Annotated in this window: 13 protein-coding genes; 3 read left to right on the top strand and 10 right to left on the bottom strand. The window is 50.7% G+C overall.

Going from position 1 to position 17,330, the window contains the following annotated elements; genetic code table 11:
- Positions 1-274: 274 nt before the first annotated feature.
- On the top strand, positions 275-2,296 hold the full coding sequence (locus tag QZQ08_RS05065; protein ID WP_296328837.1) for a transglycosylase domain-containing protein: 2,022 nt from the start codon (positions 275-277) through the stop codon (positions 2,294-2,296).
- Between the two features lie 216 nt (positions 2,297-2,512).
- Here the strand turns inward: QZQ08_RS05065 and QZQ08_RS05060 are convergent, their stop codons facing one another.
- The 4 genes from QZQ08_RS05060 to mscL all read right to left on the bottom strand — a co-directional run bounded on the left by QZQ08_RS05060 (position 2,513) and on the right by mscL (position 6,526).
- Complete coding sequence (locus QZQ08_RS05060; protein ID WP_296328833.1) at positions 2,513-2,923, bottom strand: (deoxy)nucleoside triphosphate pyrophosphohydrolase; 411 nt, start codon at positions 2,921-2,923, stop codon at positions 2,513-2,515.
- A 167-nt stretch (positions 2,924-3,090) separates the two neighbouring features.
- Positions 3,091-4,440 (bottom strand): butyryl-CoA:acetate CoA-transferase, encoded by a 1,350-nt coding sequence (locus QZQ08_RS05055; protein ID WP_296328830.1) that lies wholly within the window; start codon positions 4,438-4,440, stop codon positions 3,091-3,093.
- A 316-nt stretch (positions 4,441-4,756) separates the two neighbouring features.
- Positions 4,757-5,983, bottom strand: a complete 1,227-nt coding sequence (tyrS, locus tag QZQ08_RS05050) for a tyrosine--tRNA ligase (RefSeq protein WP_296328827.1) — start codon at positions 5,981-5,983, stop codon at positions 4,757-4,759.
- Between the two features lie 90 nt (positions 5,984-6,073).
- Positions 6,074-6,526 carry a large conductance mechanosensitive channel protein MscL gene (gene mscL, locus QZQ08_RS05045; protein WP_302889805.1) on the bottom strand — a complete coding sequence of 151 codons (453 nt, stop codon included), beginning with the start codon at positions 6,524-6,526 and terminating at the stop codon, positions 6,074-6,076.
- 345 nt (positions 6,527-6,871) lie between these two features.
- Here mscL and QZQ08_RS05040 point away from each other — a divergent pair, with 345 nt between their 5' ends.
- The gene (locus QZQ08_RS05040) at positions 6,872-10,303 is read left to right on the top strand and encodes a pyruvate carboxylase (RefSeq protein WP_296328821.1); all 3,432 of its coding nucleotides are present in this window, start codon (positions 6,872-6,874) and stop codon (positions 10,301-10,303) included.
- 192 nt (positions 10,304-10,495) lie between these two features.
- Here QZQ08_RS05040 and rplT read toward each other — a convergent pair whose 3' ends face one another.
- The 4 genes from rplT to thrS form a co-directional block, all read right to left on the bottom strand.
- Positions 10,496-10,849: a 50S ribosomal protein L20 gene (gene rplT, locus QZQ08_RS05035; RefSeq protein ID WP_009014767.1), complete on the bottom strand. Its 354-nt coding sequence runs from the start codon at positions 10,847-10,849 to the stop codon at positions 10,496-10,498.
- 33 nt (positions 10,850-10,882) lie between these two features.
- Entirely contained in the window at positions 10,883-11,080 is a 198-nt protein-coding gene (rpmI, locus tag QZQ08_RS05030) for a 50S ribosomal protein L35 (RefSeq protein WP_009014768.1), read from the bottom strand.
- A 17-nt stretch (positions 11,081-11,097) separates the two neighbouring features.
- Complete coding sequence (infC, locus tag QZQ08_RS05025; RefSeq protein WP_009014769.1) at positions 11,098-11,625, bottom strand: translation initiation factor IF-3; 528 nt, start codon at positions 11,623-11,625, stop codon at positions 11,098-11,100.
- A gap of 186 nt (positions 11,626-11,811) precedes the next feature.
- Positions 11,812-13,722 carry a threonine--tRNA ligase gene (gene thrS / locus QZQ08_RS05020; RefSeq protein WP_296328808.1) on the bottom strand — a complete coding sequence of 637 codons (1,911 nt, stop codon included), beginning with the start codon at positions 13,720-13,722 and terminating at the stop codon, positions 11,812-11,814.
- Between the two features lie 502 nt (positions 13,723-14,224).
- On the opposite strand from thrS, the gene QZQ08_RS05015 reads away from it, so the two are divergent.
- Positions 14,225-15,178, top strand: a complete 954-nt coding sequence (locus QZQ08_RS05015; protein ID WP_296328805.1) for an alpha/beta hydrolase — start codon at positions 14,225-14,227, stop codon at positions 15,176-15,178.
- A gap of 45 nt (positions 15,179-15,223) precedes the next feature.
- Here QZQ08_RS05015 and glmM read toward each other — a convergent pair whose 3' ends face one another.
- Together glmM and hisIE are read right to left on the bottom strand one after the other, a co-directional pair.
- Complete coding sequence (glmM, locus tag QZQ08_RS05010) at positions 15,224-16,564, bottom strand: phosphoglucosamine mutase (protein ID WP_296328803.1); 1,341 nt, start codon at positions 16,562-16,564, stop codon at positions 15,224-15,226.
- Between the two features lie 24 nt (positions 16,565-16,588).
- Positions 16,589-17,248: a bifunctional phosphoribosyl-AMP cyclohydrolase/phosphoribosyl-ATP diphosphatase HisIE gene (gene hisIE, locus QZQ08_RS05005; protein ID WP_296328801.1), complete on the bottom strand. Its 660-nt coding sequence runs from the start codon at positions 17,246-17,248 to the stop codon at positions 16,589-16,591.
- Between the last annotated feature and the right edge of the window lie 82 nt (positions 17,249-17,330).

Raw genomic sequence — 17,330 nt, 5'->3', positions numbered from 1 at the left:
TCCCCTTTATTTTGCAAGGACTATTTTTCCCTACCGAGAAACATTTTACGCTTAGCTGCCGTTCCTTTCCCCTTTCAGGGGCCGCAGGGCGTGCGAATTCGGAAAGAATTGCTATTGCAGTCCGTCAAGTTGTGATATAATACGGGTAGCTATTTGCTTTTTCCATCAGATCAATCTAGAAACAGGAGCTGACACAATGACGTATAAAGGAAAAAGAAACTGGAGGAATCTCCTCAAACCCCGAGACCCTCGGGAAAAGAAAAAATTAGGAGGCATGATTCTTTCGGCTGTCCTTGCCCTGATCCTTGTAGGGTTTATTTCCCTCACGGCTTTCTTTGCCTTGGCAAAGTTCACAACAGCCAAGATCATGTCAAAAGATATGGTGCCTATGGCGTCGTCCCAGTTCTATGATATCAATGGCGATCTGATTTCGACCGTTGATTCCGAAGAAGACCGGATCCCCGTTTCCATCAGTAAGGTACCTAAGAACCTGCAGAACGCCTTCCTTGCGGCAGAAGACATCCGCTTTTACCAACACGGCGGAATTGACTTCAAAGGGATTGCCCGTGCCATCTACACCTACATTCGTTACGATGAGGTCCAAGGCGGCAGTACCATTACCCAGCAGCTGGCAAAAAACTACTTTCTCACACAGGAACGGACGCTGACGCGAAAGATCCACGAAGCCTTCATTGCACTCCAGATCGAGCAGAAGTACACCAAAAAGGAAATCCTTGAAATGTACATGAACCAGATCTACTTCGGTCAGGGAGCCTACGGGGTCGAAACAGCGGCCAATACCTACTTTGGAAAACATGTTGAAGATCTGGACCTTGCCGAGGCTGCCATGATTGCCGGCATCCCTAAGAGCCCGAACTACTACAACCCGAAAGCCAATCCGAAAGCAGCCAAGGCCCGTCAGGAAACGGTCCTCAGCCAGATGGAAAAGTACAATTTCATCACGCCGGAAGAACACAAGAAAGCAAGTGAGGAAAAGCTCGAATATAAGAGCCTGACTTCAAATCCCGGCTCCAAGAGCTATTTCATCGACTACTGCATCCAAATCCTCATTGATAAATTCGGTCCCGATGCCGTCTATAAGCAAGGGCTCAAAGTTTACACCTCCCTTGACCCGACCATGCAGAAAGCCGCCGAACGGGCAGCTGCCCTGACGCCGACCTACTACACGGACAACAATAAGCTCAAGCAGCCTCAGTCAGCCATCGTGGCAATCGATCCGAAGACAGGATACATAAAGGCCATGATCGGTGGCCGCGGGACGGACCAATTCAACCGGGCCGTCATGGCAGAGCGCCAGCCAGGTTCCGCTTTCAAGCCCTTTGTTTACCTTAATGCCCTGGAGCATGGCGCCACGCCAAATGATATTGTCGATGACTCCCCGATTCCTGGCAGCTGGAACCCGCAGAACTATGACCGCCGCTTCCACGGCAAGATGACCTACCGTCGGGCCCTCACCTATTCGTACAACATTCCAGCCATCAAGATCAGTGAAAAATACGGCAACAGTAATGTCTTGAAGCTTGCCAAGAAAATGGGCATCACGACCCTTGTGGAAGATGGACCCCAGTCCGATGACAACTCAGCCATGGCCTTGGGCGGCTTGACCCACGGCGTCACGCCCCTTGAAATGGCCGGTGCCTATGGTGCCATTGCCAACATGGGGAAATTCAACAAACCAACACCGATTGTCAAGATTGTGGACCGGAATGGCAAGACCATCTACGAACACAAAGCAGATCCTGTTACGGTAGCTAAACCGAGCAGCGTCTATATGCTGATCAGCATGATGGAGGACGTCATGACCCGCGGTACCGGGCGCGGTGCTGCCATCAGCCGGCCTTCTGCCGGCAAGACGGGAACCACAAGTGAATACCGCGATGCTTGGTTCGTCGGCTTTACACCGAATCTGGCCGCTGCCGTCTGGATTGGTGACGACAACAATGATTCCTTAGGCGGAATGACGGGCGGCGGGGAACCGGCCACCTTGTGGCGGACCTTTATGACTTATGCCGTCGATGAACTGCCTGTGGAAGATTTTGAGCGTCCCAGCGGCTTCAAGGAACCAGTTCGGGTAAATGAACCCAACGATGACAAGAAAGCCGAAGAAGATAAGAAAAAGAAAGAGGCAGAAGAAAAGAAGAAGAAAACAGCCGATGAAAAGAAGGAAGCGCAGGATGCCAAACCTTCGGAAAGCGGCTCCAAGGCTTCTTCCAGCGAGTCGTCAGCGCCTAGGAGCAGCATTGCTCCCCCGCCTGTCAGACCGCCAAAACAATAAAACCGTGAAAAAGCTGCAGGCTTTGGCCCTGCAGCTTTTTTATAGGAAGATGGAAAAAGCTTCCCCCCTCTTTTTGACCGTCAACGAAAGTTTTATTCTCAACAAGAAAACGCATCCCTTCAAACAAACGCCTTATTTGAAGGGATGCGCTTTTTTATTTCATGGTCTTTTGCCTTCACCATCCATGTATTTGCGTCCGGGACGGTTTGGTTTCAGCTAAATGATTTTTCTTTCTGCTTCCTTGAAGAAGGCCTTAACGGCTTCCACGACCTTTTTATCGGCTTCCATCCAGTCCATCTTATTGAAGTCGCGCCAAGTGAGCCATTCTGCATTCTCATGCTCCAGTAGCTTCAGGGCATGGGGATCGACGCTGCAGAGGTAGCAGTCCATCACCAGATGGAATTCGGGATAATCATATTCAACGGTCGTAAGCCGTTTTCCCACCGAGATATCGGCAGCCAGTTCTTCCTTGATTTCACGGACAAGGGCCTTTTCCGGAGTTTCCCCAGCTTCTACTTTGCCGCCGGGGAACTCCCATTTATCTTTAAATTCGCCGTATCCGCGCTGGGTTGCATAGACACGGTCACCGCGGATCATGACCGCAGCCACTGCATGAACGGTTTTCATTGATGAATCCTCCTTAACTGGGAATCAAAAGACGAGGATGAATTCCTACGCTTTTTCTATTGTACCACACTGCATATGGGAAAGGAACCGAAATGAATCCGTCTTCCATGCAAACTGACAAAAAAGAAGGGCCGTGAAGGTTCTCACAGCCCATTTCCCATAGCTTGTCAGCGTTTGTTGGAATTTCTCCAGATCCCGATGCTTTCAGCATCTTTGATCAGTTTTTCGCGGACATCCGGATGGGCAACGGAAATCAGCTTTTCTGCTCGCTGCCACGTGGTCATCCCTTTGAGATTGACAATCCCGTATTCCGTGACAAAGTAGTTGAGGTTCGTTCTCGTCGCCGTAATGGCATCGCCAGGCGTCAAGGTCGGAACGATACGGCTCTTGATTTCCCCATCATGGCCCTTAAAGGCAGAGGAGCAGCAAAGGAAGCTCTTACCGCCCTTGGACAGATAAGCCCCCAACATGAAGTCAAGCTGTCCGCCAGCACCGCTGATATGTCTGTGCCCAACTGATTCGGAAGCTACCTGACCGGTCAGGTCCACTTCAATGCAGTTATTGATGGACATGAAGTTATCGATCTGGGCAATGACACGGGCATCATTGACGTAATCAACCGGAGCTGCCATGATGGCAGGGTTATTATCTACATAATCATAGAGTTTCTTGGTACCGGCAGCGAAGGTAAAGACCTGACGGCCCTTGTCAATATTCTTTTGTGCGCAGGTCAATTTACCGGCATTAGCGATATCAACAAACCCATCGACATACATTTCCGTATGAACGGAAAGATCTTTAAGGTCGCTCTTAGCAATCATGGCGCCAACAGCGTTCGGCATACCGCCAATCCCCAGCTGCAGGCAGGCACCATTCGGGATTTCCGGAACAATGAGCTTGGCTACAGCTTCATCGATCTCACTGGGCGCACCGCTCGGCAGATCGGCCATGGGAATGCCTTCATTTTCAACAATGAAGTCAACATCATCAATATGGACACTGACTTCCGTACCGCCCAAGACGACCGGCATCAGTGGGTTGACTTCAACGACAACTTTTTCAGAGACTTCGATTACGGCCGCAATATCGGATGCGGAAAGTCCAAAATTAAAGTACCCATGTTTATCCATAGGAGCCACTTGGATGAATGTGACATCGACATGTTTGATGTTGTCACGGTAATTGCGGGGCAACTCGGAAAACCGCAACGGAGCATAGTAGCCAATTCCGTTATCCGTAAGTTTTCTTTCATAGCCGCTTGCATGCCAGGAATTCCAGCACATCTGTTCCTTGGCATTGGGAATCTTGGCTACTTCCGGCATCCAGAGCGCGACACCGCCACGGAACTTAAGATCCGTCAGACTCGGTTCCTTGATCATCCGTTCAGCCAGGGCCTTATCCAGTACGCGGGGATGGTTGGCGCACCACCCATAATCTACCCAATCGCCGCTTTTTACGATTTTAACAGCTTCTTCCGGCGTCGTGAGTTTCTTTGCGTATTCCTTTTCGTAATTCATGACGTTAACATCCTCCCTATTTTCTATACACCCCGAATCCCACGGGCAGGATTCCCTCCTACTAAGGACGATGGGCCAAATTTCCCCTCGAACAGGCCCCCAAAGGGCACTCATGGAAATCAGGTTTATTTACTTCTCTATTATATCTCATTTTAAAGATTTATGTGAAAAATTCGCTAATTTAAATTGAATTCTCATTGATAATTATTTTTATAAACAAATTATACTACAGTCCTTGCTCATCTGACTCAATTTTTTCCCATGGGAAAAAGGTCCCCCCTTCAAAGAGAAGGGTCAGGACCTTTACAAGCATTTCTTATTTCAAGATGAGGCGATAGTATTTTTTCTTTCCTTTACGGAGCAGGACTTCCATCTTGCCCTCAAAAAGGGCTTCCGATAAAACGGCGGCCACATCCGTCACCTTGGTATCCCCGACCGTAAGGCCATTTTGCTGAATCAGGCGGCGACCCTCGCTCTTGGAAGCGATGATTTTGGCATCAAAGAGAAGGTCCAGCAGGGAGCTTCCGAGGCGATCTTTAGCAACTTCCACCACCGGGGCATTTCCCATATCCCCGCCAGCACCAAAGAGGGCTTCTGCAGCAGCTTTGGCTTTATCGGCTTCTTCTTTACCATGAACCAGTTTCGTAACTTCATATGCCAAGGTCACTTTCGCTTCGTTGATTTTTGACCCTTCAAGGGCGCCGAGACGGCGTACTTCGTCCATGGGAAGGAAGGTCAGGAGAGCCAGGCATTTTTCCACATCGGCGTCATCGACGTTTCTCCAGTATTGATAAAAATCAAAGGGAGAGGTTTTTTCTGCTGACAGCCAGACGGCTCCGCCGACGGTCTTGCCCATCTTCTGGCCCTGACTGTTGGTCAAGAGGGTGTTGGTCATGCAGAAAGCGGGCTGACGATCTTTACGTCGAATAAGTTCCACTCCGGCAATCATATTGGACCACTGGTCATCACCGCCCAGTTCCATCACGCAGTTGTACTTCTTATGAAGGACATAGAAGTCATAGGCCTGCATGATCATATAGTTCATTTCAAAGAAAGAAAGTCCATTTTCACTGGCAAGGCGGTTCTTGTAGCATTCTGCCCCCAGCATCCGGTTGACAGAAAAATGAACGCCTACTTCGCGCAGGAACTTGATGTAATTGAGCCCCAGCAGCCAGTCCGCGTTATCGGCGACGATGGCCTTGCCGTCCGACAGATCGATGAAGCGGCCAACCTGTTTCTTGAAGCATTCCACATTGTGGTGGATGAATTCCGGTGTCAGCATCTTGCGCATCTCATTTTTGCCGCTTGGGTCACCGATCATGCCCGTACCGCCGCCCATGAGGATGATGGGACGATGACCGGCACGCTGCATATGGGCCATGACCATAAGCGCGATGAAATGACCCACATGAAGGCTGTCCGCCGTCGGATCAAAGCCAATATAGAATGTGATCTTTTCCTTTTCCAATAATTCCTTGATTTCTTCTTCATGGGATAACTGTTTAAGGTAACCCCGTTCCTTGAGGGTATCAATGACGCTCATGGACAAACCTCCTTGTTATGATAAAAATAAGGATCCATGCAGGCCCCCTCTTTTGCAAAGGAATGACTGCATGGATCAGCAAAAGCAATCTCAGTGACTGTCCTTGGGGATATCAGAAGTACAATGCGGACATTTTGTTGCGGCCGGATCGATAGGCATCTTACAGAATGGGCAAAGCGTCTCCGGTGCTGGTTCTTCCTTTTCTTCCTTCTTGAAACGGTTCAGGAGGGAAATCATGAGGAAGATGACAAATGCCATGATGAGAAAATCAATGACCGTCGTAATGAATTTCCCGTAGGCAATGACAGGGACCTTGGCAGCCGTTGCTTCTGCAAGGGTATCCACTTTCTTACTGGAAAGATTGATGAAAAGGTTTGAAAAATCAACCCCACCCAGGATCATCCCAATAGGCGGCATGATGATGTCGGACACAAAGGAAGCGACAATCTTACCAAAAGCACCGCCAATGATAACACCGACAGCCATGTCGACAACGTTACCGCGAAGTGCAAAAGCTTTAAAATCATTTAAAAAGCTGGACATCATAAAACCCCTTTCAATTGGGCAGATTTAAAGCAGTCTGCGGTGGACTGCATTCTTTGTATTATACCATAATATGGAAAGAACGCAACCGTTTCAGGAAGGCAGGTCTCCCCCTTTCAAAAAGGCACCCTTGTAAAAAGAAAAGGCGGTTTTGTATGGTTTCTAACAGTTGCAAAGCGGGCACTCATGATTTTAACAAATCGAACGATATTAGTTGCATAATGAAATTCATTTGTTATAATAACAACTACAGTAAGAGAATTTTTATATTGACTATTATCTTTTTCTTATTATCCAGTTCCTAGGCATAGGGCTGTAACCGTGAATCCAAGGGGAGGTTCTTCTATGAAAAAAATTACGTCCGTTCTAGTCGCCAATCGCGGCGAAATTGCAATTCGTGTTTTTCGTGCCTGTCACGAAATGGGAATCCGAACAATTGCGGTCTACAGTAAAGAAGATTCCCTATCCCTCCATCGCTTCCGCGCCGATGAATCTTATTTGATCGGGAAAGGGAAAAAGCCAGTCGATGCCTACCTTGATATAGAAGATATCATCCGGGTGGCCCATGAGCACCATGTCGACGCCATCCATCCCGGCTATGGCTTTCTTTCGGAAAACGCAGACCTTGCTAGGCGCTGCGCCGAAGAAGGCATCACCTTCATTGGCCCCCATATCGACCACCTCATCATGTTCGGTGACAAAGTCAATGCCCGCGCACAGGCCAAAAAGGCCGGCATCCGTTTTATTCCCGGCAGTGACGGGCCAGTCATGAACTTTGCTGAAGTGGAAAAGTTTGCCAAGGATGTAGGCTTTCCCATTATGCTGAAGGCCGTCAATGGCGGCGGCGGACGCGGCATGCGCATGGCCCATCGCATGAGTGACCTGAAAGACGCCTATGAGCGAGCAAAATCCGAAGCCAAACTCGCCTTTGGCAATGACGAGATCTATCTTGAAAAATATATCCGCAATCCAAAGCACGTCGAAGTCCAGATCATGGGCGATGAACACGGGAATGTCTTCCACCTTTATGAGCGGGACTGCTCCATCCAGCGCCGCCATCAAAAAGTCGTTGAAATCGCGCCGGCCTTTTCCCTTCCTCAGAAGCTCCGCCAAGAAATCTGCGGCGCGGCCGTAACGCTCATGAAGAACGTGAACTACGTCAACGCCGGTACCGTCGAATTTCTTGTGACGCCGGACGGGGACTTCTACTTCATTGAAGTGAATCCCCGCATCCAAGTCGAACATACAGTAACGGAAATGATTACAGGCATCGACATTGTCCAGACCCAAATCAAGGTGGCAGAAGGCTATGCCCTCACGAGCGACGAAATTGGCATTCCCTCCCAAGAGGCCATCATGTGCCACGGCAACGCCATCCAGTGCCGCGTGACGACAGAAGACCCTCTAAATGGTTTCATGCCTGACTCGGGCAAGATCATTGCCTACCGCAGCGGCGGCGGGTTTGGGGTCCGTCTTGACAGCGGCAACGCCTTTACCGGGTCCATCATTACGCCTTACTACGATTCCCTGCTCGTGAAAGCAACGACATACGGTCTCACCCACGCCCAAGCCGTACAGAAGATGCTCCGCGAACTCGATGAATTCCGTATCCTCGGCGTCAAGACAAACATTGGCTTTTTGACCAACGTCCTGCGCGAAGCCTCCTTTGTGCGCGGCGACTACGATGTCAATTTTATCGATGACCATCCTGAGCTCTTTGACCTGCCCGTGGTCCATAACAGGGGCACGAAGCTCCTCAAATATATTGGCGAAGTCACGGTTAATGGCTATTCCGGAAAGGGGCCGGAAGTCCATCCCGATTTTGCTCCCTTGGAACTGCCGGAACCGGCAGCAGGCGATTATCCCCAAGGTACGAAGGCCATCTTTGACGACCGTGGGGCTGCGGGCCTTGCAAAGTGGGTCCTGGAGCAAAACCAGGTACTCATTACCGATACGACGATGCGGGATGCCCACCAATCACTCCTTGCGACTCGTGTCCGCTCCCAGGATATGCTTCGCGTCCTGGAAACGTCGGCAAAGAAAATGCCCCAATTCTTCAGTTATGAATGCTGGGGCGGCGCTACCTTTGATGTGGCCTACCGGTTCCTCAAAGAAGATCCGTGGAAGCGCCTGCGGGCCATGCGGGAAAAGGCACCCAACATCCTTCTCCAGATGCTGATTCGCGGGGCAAATGCCGTAGGGTACACGAGCTACCCCGATAATGTCGTAAAAAATTTTGTTGAACTTGCAGCCAAAAACGGTATTGACGTCTTCCGCATCTTTGACAGCTTGAACAGCCTGGATAATATGAAAGGAACCATTGAAGCCGTGCGTGAAACGGGCAAAGTAGCCGAAGTCGCCCTGTGCTATACCGGAGACATCTTGGATCCCAGTCGGCCCAAGTATAACCTGGATTACTATGTTTCCATGGCTAAGGCCCTTGAAGACGCCGGTGCCCACATCATTGCCATCAAGGATATGGCAGGTCTCTTGAAGCCGGAAGCAGCCTATGCCCTGGTTTCCGCCCTGAAAGACGCTGTATCCGTGCCGATTCACCTACATACCCACGATGGGTCCGGAAATGCTGTGACGACCTTGTGCCGCGCCGCCGATGCTGGTGTCGATATTGTGGATGCCGCATTTTCCGCGTTTGCCGGCGGAACGAGCCAGCCCAGCATGAACAGCTTCTACTACGCCATGAGCGGCAAAAAAAGCCAGCCTCAGCTAAATATCCAAGCGGCGGAGGAAATGAGCCGCTACTGGGCCTCGGTCCGGCCCTACTATAAGGGTGTCGATAAGGGCGACCCCTTCCCCAACACGGAAGTCTATGACTGCGAAATGCCCGGCGGCCAGTTCTCGAACCTCAAGCAGCAAGCCAAGGCCGTGGGCCTCGGTGACCGCTGGAACGAGATCAAGAAGATGTACCATGACATAAACCTCATGTTCGGCGATATTGTGAAGGTTACGCCTTCCTCGAAAGTCGTCGGTGATATGACCCTCTTCATGGTCCAAAATGACCTGACAGAAAAGGACATCTACGAACGAGGTGACAGCCTTGACTATCCGCAGTCCGTTGTGGAATTTTTTGAAGGCCGCTTAGGCGTGCCCTACGAGGGATTCCCGAAAAAACTGCAGGCAATCATTTTCAAGGGCAGGAAACCCCTTGATAAGCGTCCTGGTGCCCTCCTTGACCCCATTGATTTTGAAGCCGTCCGGACAAAGCTCGAAAATGCTGGCTACAACCACACCGATGAAGATGTGAACGCCTACTGCCAATATCCAAAGGTCTTCAAGGACTATGAGGAATTCATCAAGAAATATGGGGATGTCAGCGTCCTTGATACACCGACCTTCTTCTTTGGCATGACAAAAAACGAAGAGATTACGGTCACTTTGGATGAAGGCGTGGAGCCCGTCATCAAACTCATCAACGTAAGCGATCCCGATGATCGGGGCATGCGGACCGTCACTTTCATGTTCAACGGTGCGGAACGGGAAATCGACGTGATCGACAAGAATGTCGACCAAAAGACCATCGCCAGCAAGAAAGCAGATCCCAATAACCCCGGTGACGTAGCGGCAACCCTTTCGGGTTCTGTCGTAAATGTCCTTGTAAAGAGCGGGGAAAACGTAAAAAAAGGCCAGTCCCTTGCAGTCACGGAAGCCATGAAGATGGAGACGACCATTACATCTCCCATCGCTGGCACCGTTGGCACCATCTACGTAACCAAAGGCCAAGCCATTATGAGCGGCGACTGCCTGCTTGAAATCAGGTAAGGATCGAGTAGAAGTGATTTCTAAAGAGAGATCCCAACCTCTCACACGACCGTGCGTATCGTTCGAAGCGCGGCGGTTTCCTCGTTTTCACACACGTGCTTGTCCTAGCCCACCGTGGGTATATACCCCATGGTGGGCGCACAAAAAACAGCCTGTGAAGCAATTTCTTCACAGGCTGTTATCTTATATTTATTAGAGAGCCGCTTTGGCGGTTTCAACGAGTTTTGCAAAAGCAGCAGCATCGTTGACAGCCAGGTCAGCCAGGACCTTACGGTCGAGTTCGATACCGGCTTTCGTCAGGCCGCAGATGAAACGGCTGTAGCTCAGGCCATTAGCACGGGTTGCAGCGTTGATACGAGCAATCCAGAGCTGACGGAATTCGCGTTTCTTGGCTCTTCTGTCGCGGCGAGCGTAGTACAGCGCCTTCATGACGGTTTCATTGGCTTTTTTGAAGAGCTTGCTCTTGGAACCTCTGTAGCCCTTAGCGAGCTTCAGAATGTGTTTATGACGTCTATGGGCCGTTACACCAACTTTAATTCTTGCCATTTTCCATATCCTCCTTCGTTCTCAATACCAGTCTTATGCGTAAGGCAGCATCTTAGCTACGCGTTCATGATCAGTCTTATGGACCAAGGCAGCTTTACGCAGGTTTCTCTTACGGGTCGGAGATTTGTGTTCCAGGATATGGCTTCTAAAAGCCTTGGCACGCTTGAATTCACCGGTAGCAGTAGCTTTGAAACGTTTAGCCGCGGATCTGCGGGTTTTCATCTTAGGCATAATGGATATCCTCCTTATTATTTGGAACTTTTGGGAGCAACAATCATGACCATGTTGCGTCCTTCCAGTTTCGGTTTTCTTTCGATGACTGCAATGTCCTGCAGTTTTACAGCCATTTTATTGAGCAATTCCTCTCCCAGTTCAGGGTGGGTCAGTTCACGGCCGCGGAACATGATGGTGGCCTTGACCTTATCCCCGCCTTCAAGGAAACGAATGGCATTCTTGGTCTTGACATCAAAGTCGTGTTCTTCAATGCGGATACGCAGCTTGACTTCCTTTACGTCAACAGTCTTTTGACGCTTGCGGGCCTCTTTTTCCCGTTTCTGCTGTTCGTACTGGTACTTGCCATAATCCATGATCCGGCAGACCGGCGGCTTAGCCTTCGGAGCAATTTCAACCAGATCCAAATGATGCTGGGCGGCAAGCTCAAGGGCACGGGCAAGGGGCATGATGCCCAGCTGTTCTCCATCGACAGTGTTGACGCGGACTTCCCTAGCGCGGATCTCTTCATTGATCCTTAATTCATCTTTTGCTATGACGATCACCTCCACAGAATATGGATAAGTACGGTTTCAGCACTTACCTCAAAGTAAAAGAAAACGGGCGAACCAAAGTCCACCCGTCATACGAACATATCATTGACCCTGTCGAGCGTAGGCTGCAAGGTGAGAAGCAGGTGGCCTCTACTTGGTTACTCGGACATTCTACTACAGATGGAGCAGTCTGTCAACTTATTTTTTCTCCTTGATTTCCTTCTGGAGTTTGGCAATGAATTCATCAACGGCCATCGCTCCCATTTCGCCTTCGCTGCGGCTGCGGACGGAAACCGTACCATTCGTAGCTTCCTTTTCACCGACAACAAGCATATAGGGAACTTTCTTGACCTGGCCTTCGCGGATCTTGTAGCCAATCTTTTCATTGCGGTCGTCGAGGTGGGCGCGGATGCCAAGGGCTTCCATCTGATCCACGACAGATTTGGCATATTCATTGAACTTATCCGTAATCGGCATGACGCGGACCTGTTCCGGAGCCAGCCAAGCCGGGAAGGCACCGGCATAGTTTTCAATGAGGATCCCGATGAAACGTTCGATGGAGCCATAGACAACGCGGTGGATCATGACAGGACGATGTTTCTGCCCATCCTCGCCCGTATAGGTGAGGTTGAATTTTTCCGGAAGCAACATGTCAAGCTGAATCGTACCGCACTGCCACGTACGGCCAATGGAGTCCTTCAGATGGAAGTCGATCTTCGGGCCATAGAAAGCGCCGTCCCCTTCGTTGACGACATATTTCAGGCCAAAATCATCCATGGCTTTGCGCAGGGCGTTCGTCGTCATTTCCCACGTAGCGTCATCGCCCATGGAGTTATCCGGACGCGTGGACAGTTCTGCATGATACGTCAGACCGAAGGTTGCATAGACCTCATCAAAAAGACGGATCGTTTCTTGAATGACGTCTTCAATCTGGTTAGGCATCATGAAGATGTGAGCATCATCCTGGGTAAAGCAGCGGACACGGAAGAGACCGTGGAGAGCGCCGGACAATTCATGACGATGGACAAGACCCAGTTCACCGACACGCAGCGGCAGGTCACGGTAGGAATGGGGCTCACTGTCATAGACCAGCATGCCGCCGGGGCAGTTCATTGGTTTGATGGCATAATCTTCGCCGTCAATCTTCGTGAAGTACATATTTTCCTTATAGTGATCCCAGTGACCGCTCGTTTCCCAAAGCTGGCGGTTCATGATCATCGGCGTGGAAACTTCATAATAGTTATACTTGCGATGAACTTCACGCCAATAATTGATGAGTTCGTTGCGAAGGATCATGCCGTTTGGCAGGAAGAAGGGAAAGCCAGGGCCGTAGTCGCTCAGCATGAAAAGGCCAAGCTGTTTGCCCAGTTTCCGGTGGTCACGCTTTTCTGCTTCTTCCAGCATATGGAGATAGGCTTCCAGGTCTTCCTTGCTGGCAAAAGCCGTGCCATAGATGCGCTGGAGCATCTTGTTCTTTTCATCGCCGCGCCAGTAGGCTCCGGCAATGCTCATCAGTTTGAAAGCCTTGACCCGGCCCGTGGAAGGGCAGTGTGGCCCCGCACACAGATCCGTGAAGTCGCCCTGGGAATAGGTACTGATGACGGCATCTTCCGGCAGGTCTTCAATGAGTTCAACTTTGTACGGTTCATTTTCTGCCTTGAATTTAGCAAGGGCTTCAGCTCTAGGAATTTCATGACGGACAACGGGCAGGTTTTGCTTAACGATCTTCGCCATTTCCTTTTCGATGGCTTTCAGGTCATCGGGCGTAAAAACGTGCTCACTGTCAAGATCATAATAGAATCCTTTTTCAATAGCTGGACCAATGGCAAACTTGGTTCCCGGGAAAAGGTGCTGGATGGCTTGGGCCATGACATGGGAAGCCGTATGACGGATGGCATGGAGGCCTTCCGGACTGTCAGGCGTAATGAATTCAACAGCAGCATCCCGGTCCAAGGAATCAGCAAGGTCCTTGTTCACACCGTCGACCTTTGCCAAAAGCGCCGTTTTGCCCAGTTTCTGGTTGAGGCTCTTTGCAATATCCAGCAGGCTGATGCCTGCTTCATATTCTCTTTTGCTGCCGTCCGGCAGACTAACATTGATCTTTGCCATAATAAAAACTCCTCCTTTTGATTGCCAGGGGATATAAAAAAGGCCCGTCCCTAGAATAGGGACGGGCACATGCTCGCGGTTCCACCCTGATTGATCCCCGACACGGGGACCCACTCGGTACCTTTAACGCAGGTAATACGATCAGGCTTACTTTTGGGTTCAGCCGATGGTTTGAAGGTGGTGAATCATCATTCGTCTGGGTCGTTCTCAGCTTCCGACCTCTCTGTACAGTGGCCCTGATGACGTGTCCTTCGCATGACCGATGGCAATTTTGAATTTGTGCTCATTATACCACGACAAAAAACCTTGTCAAGGGAATTTGGAAAATTTTTCTTGATAACACGCCTGAAAAATAAAAATAAAGAGAGGGTATTTTGTCACCTTTTTTCGAAAAGGTACGGCAAAAATCCGGAATTTTTGTGACAATCCTCCATGCCTACTACCGTCATGGATGAAATTGCGCTACAATGGGATGCGAAAAAATAGAAGGAGACGCATCATCTTGAAAAAAATTCTCTACCTCCTCCTTGTCCTTATCGTACTGATGGCGGGCATAGGAGGCGGCTTTTTATATCGTGAAGGGATGGGGTATGTGGACTATGCCCTGCGTCGGGGCAATTCCAGGGACCCTTGGGGACCGCCCCAGGCCTTTGAGGAAATCTACCCCTACCCCAACAAAGATCCCCGGAACCAGCCCAAGGCGCCCCTTGCCCCCACTGAAATCTGGACGCTGCAGTCCTTTGACGGACTGCAGCTTGTAGGTTCCCATTTTCTGCCGGATAAAGAAAGCCACCGCTGGGTCATCCTCGTCCATGGCTACGGCTGCAATGAGCGCTTTATGTGGGGCGTCGCACCCTATTACTTAAAAAGAGGCTACCATGTCGTGACACCCAATATGCGGGCATCGGGAAAAAGTGAAGGAACCTATCTCACCATGGGCGCCCTTGAAGGCAAGGACGTGGCCCAATGGGCCCGGGAAATCGCAGCCGTGGACCCTCAGGCGCGCATTGTTCTCCACGGCGAATCCATGGGCGCAAGTGATGTTATGATGGCCCTGGGAGAGTCCCTTCCCAAAAATGTCAAGGCCGTCATTGAAGACAGCGGCTACAGTGACCTATCCCGTTTCCTTGAAGAACGCATGGAAGACCTCGCTATCCCCTACCCCAGCGCCATCATTCAAGGGGCAAATCTCCTGATGAAGATCCGTACGGGCGTTTTTTTGCGGGACGTTTCCCCCATCAAGGAGGTCAAAAAAAGCACCCTTCCCATTCTCTTTATCCATGGCTCGCGGGATGAACTCATTCCGCCCCACATGATGGAAGACCTTGCCTCACAGAGCCCGTCCCCGATAAAGGAAGAACTTCTCATCAAAGGCGGACGCCATGCAGAAAATGATGCCTTGGGAGAGATCTATTTTCGACAAGTCTTCCGTTTCCTTGAAAGAGCGGGCGTATAAAAAATGATCCTGGAAAAGCACGAGCTTTTCCAGGGTCATTTTTTATTAGACTAATTCGCGGCGAACCACTTCGGCAATGGCCTCCGTAATCCGGTCTGTTTCGGTCTGCGTTTCCCCTTGAGCCATGATCCGGATCAGCGGTTCCGTACCGGATGCACGGACAAGAACCTGACCGTCTTCGCCCAGCTCATCCGTAAATTTTTTGACTACGTCCTTTATGGCCTGGTTTTTTCCCCAGCCAGCTTTATTGGCAACACGGACATTGAGAAGAGTCTGCGGGTATTTGACCATGAGGGCGCCCAATTCAGAAAGGCTCTGATTTTGGCGCACAACGCAGCCGAGGAGCTTCACAGCGGTCATCATGCCATCGCCGGTCTTGGCGAGGTCACCAAAGATGATATGGCCGGACTGTTCCCCACCGAGCTTATAATCATGGGCAAGCATCTCTTCAAGGACATAACGGTCGCCTACACCGGTCTTCACAGTACTCCCGCCATGTTCCTTCATGGCCTTGTTAAGACCGACATTGCTCATGACCGTTGTGACAAGAACCTGATCCTTGAGTTTTCCCCGTTTCATCAGATCAAGGGCACAGATGAGCATGATCTGGTCCCCATCAAGGACCTCACCCCGCTCGTCGACAGCTAGGCACCGGTCTGCATCACCGTCATTGGCAATGCCGCAGTCCGCCCCCACTTCGACGACCTTCTTCTGGAGGGCTTCCAAATGCGTGGACCCACAGCCATTATTGATGTTGATGCCATTGGGCTGGTCATAGATGGGAATGACCTCGGCCCCCAAAAGACGCAGGATAGCAGGCGCCACTTGGCTGTTGGCCCCATTGGCACAGTCCATGACCACCTTGAGTCCATTCAGCTTTGTATCGGCGCAGGACACAATATGCTGGATATATTCCATGGCCATGTCCGGTTCCTGGATGACGCGCCCCACAGAAGATCCCGTCAAGGTCTTCGTGTAGTCAATGGGCTGGTTCACAATGGCTTCAATTTCATCTTCCACGGCATCGGGAAGCTTAAAACCGGTCTTCGCGAAAAACTTGATGCCATTATCTTCAAAGGGATTGTGGGAGGCGGAAATGACAACACCGGCACTGGCGCCCAGTTTTTCCGTTAAATAGGAAACAGCCGGTGTAGGGATGACGCCCAGAAGATGGGCATTGCCGCCGGCACTGCAGATGCCTGCCGCAAGGGCCGATTCGAGCATGGTCCCCGAAAGCCGCGTATCCCGTCCAATGATGATTTTCGGGTTCTTGACTTCTCGGCCAAAATATTGGGCCGCCGCCCTTCCCAGTTTATAAGCAAGTTCCGCGTTAAGATGAGCGTTCGCAACACCGCGGACCCCATCGGTTCCAAAAAGTCTAGCCATCAGATCAGCCTCCAAATGATACGATCACTCGTGTTGTTTGTTCTTTGCCAGCTCGCCCATCTTTTGAAGCATCTGGGCGGGCGTAATGCCATGGTAAGCAAGCAGTACCAAGCAATGATACCATAAATCGCCCATCTCGTAAACAAGGCCCTTGGCATTTTCATTCTTTGAAGCAAGGAGGGAAGCCGTCGCATGCTCCATCAGTTTGGTCAGTATCCGGTCTTCCCCGGACTCAAAAAGGTAGCCCGCATACGAACCGTCCTTGCTGTTTCTCTTTTCATGGGTAAGTTTGCGATAGAGTTCATCCACAACAGTGGGAAGGTCGCTGTAGGTGGCAGGCAGGTTCTCACCGGAGCCCGCGTTCCACAGCGGGTAGCTGAAGCAGGAGTAGTTGCCCTCATGGCAGGCAACCCCTTTTTGGACGACCCTTACAAGAAGCGTATCACCGTCACAGTCATAGACGATGGATTTCACTTTCTGCAGGTTGCCGCTTACAGCGCCCTTGTTCCATAGTTCCTGCCGGCTCCGGGACCAGAACCAGGTGTAACCAGTTTCCACGGTCAGCGCAAGGGACTGTCCATTCATATAGGCAAGCATAAGGACCTTATCCGTCGTCACGTCCTGGACGATTGCCGGGATGAGGCCTCTTTCATCAAATTTCAAATGACTGATATCGATTTTCATAAGAAACACCTCTTGTCCTTATTGTATCACGTTTCCTGGGCCCTGACGCTGCGCTTTTGCAGAAGACGCAGGAAGGGCCCTT

Origin of the sequence: uncultured Acidaminococcus sp. (assembly GCA_900538365.1) — a bacterium.
Taxonomy (GTDB): Bacteria; Bacillota; Negativicutes; order Acidaminococcales; family Acidaminococcaceae; genus Acidaminococcus.
Note: the sequence above shows the minus strand (reverse complement) of the source record. Positions and strands in the feature narration are given on the sequence as shown.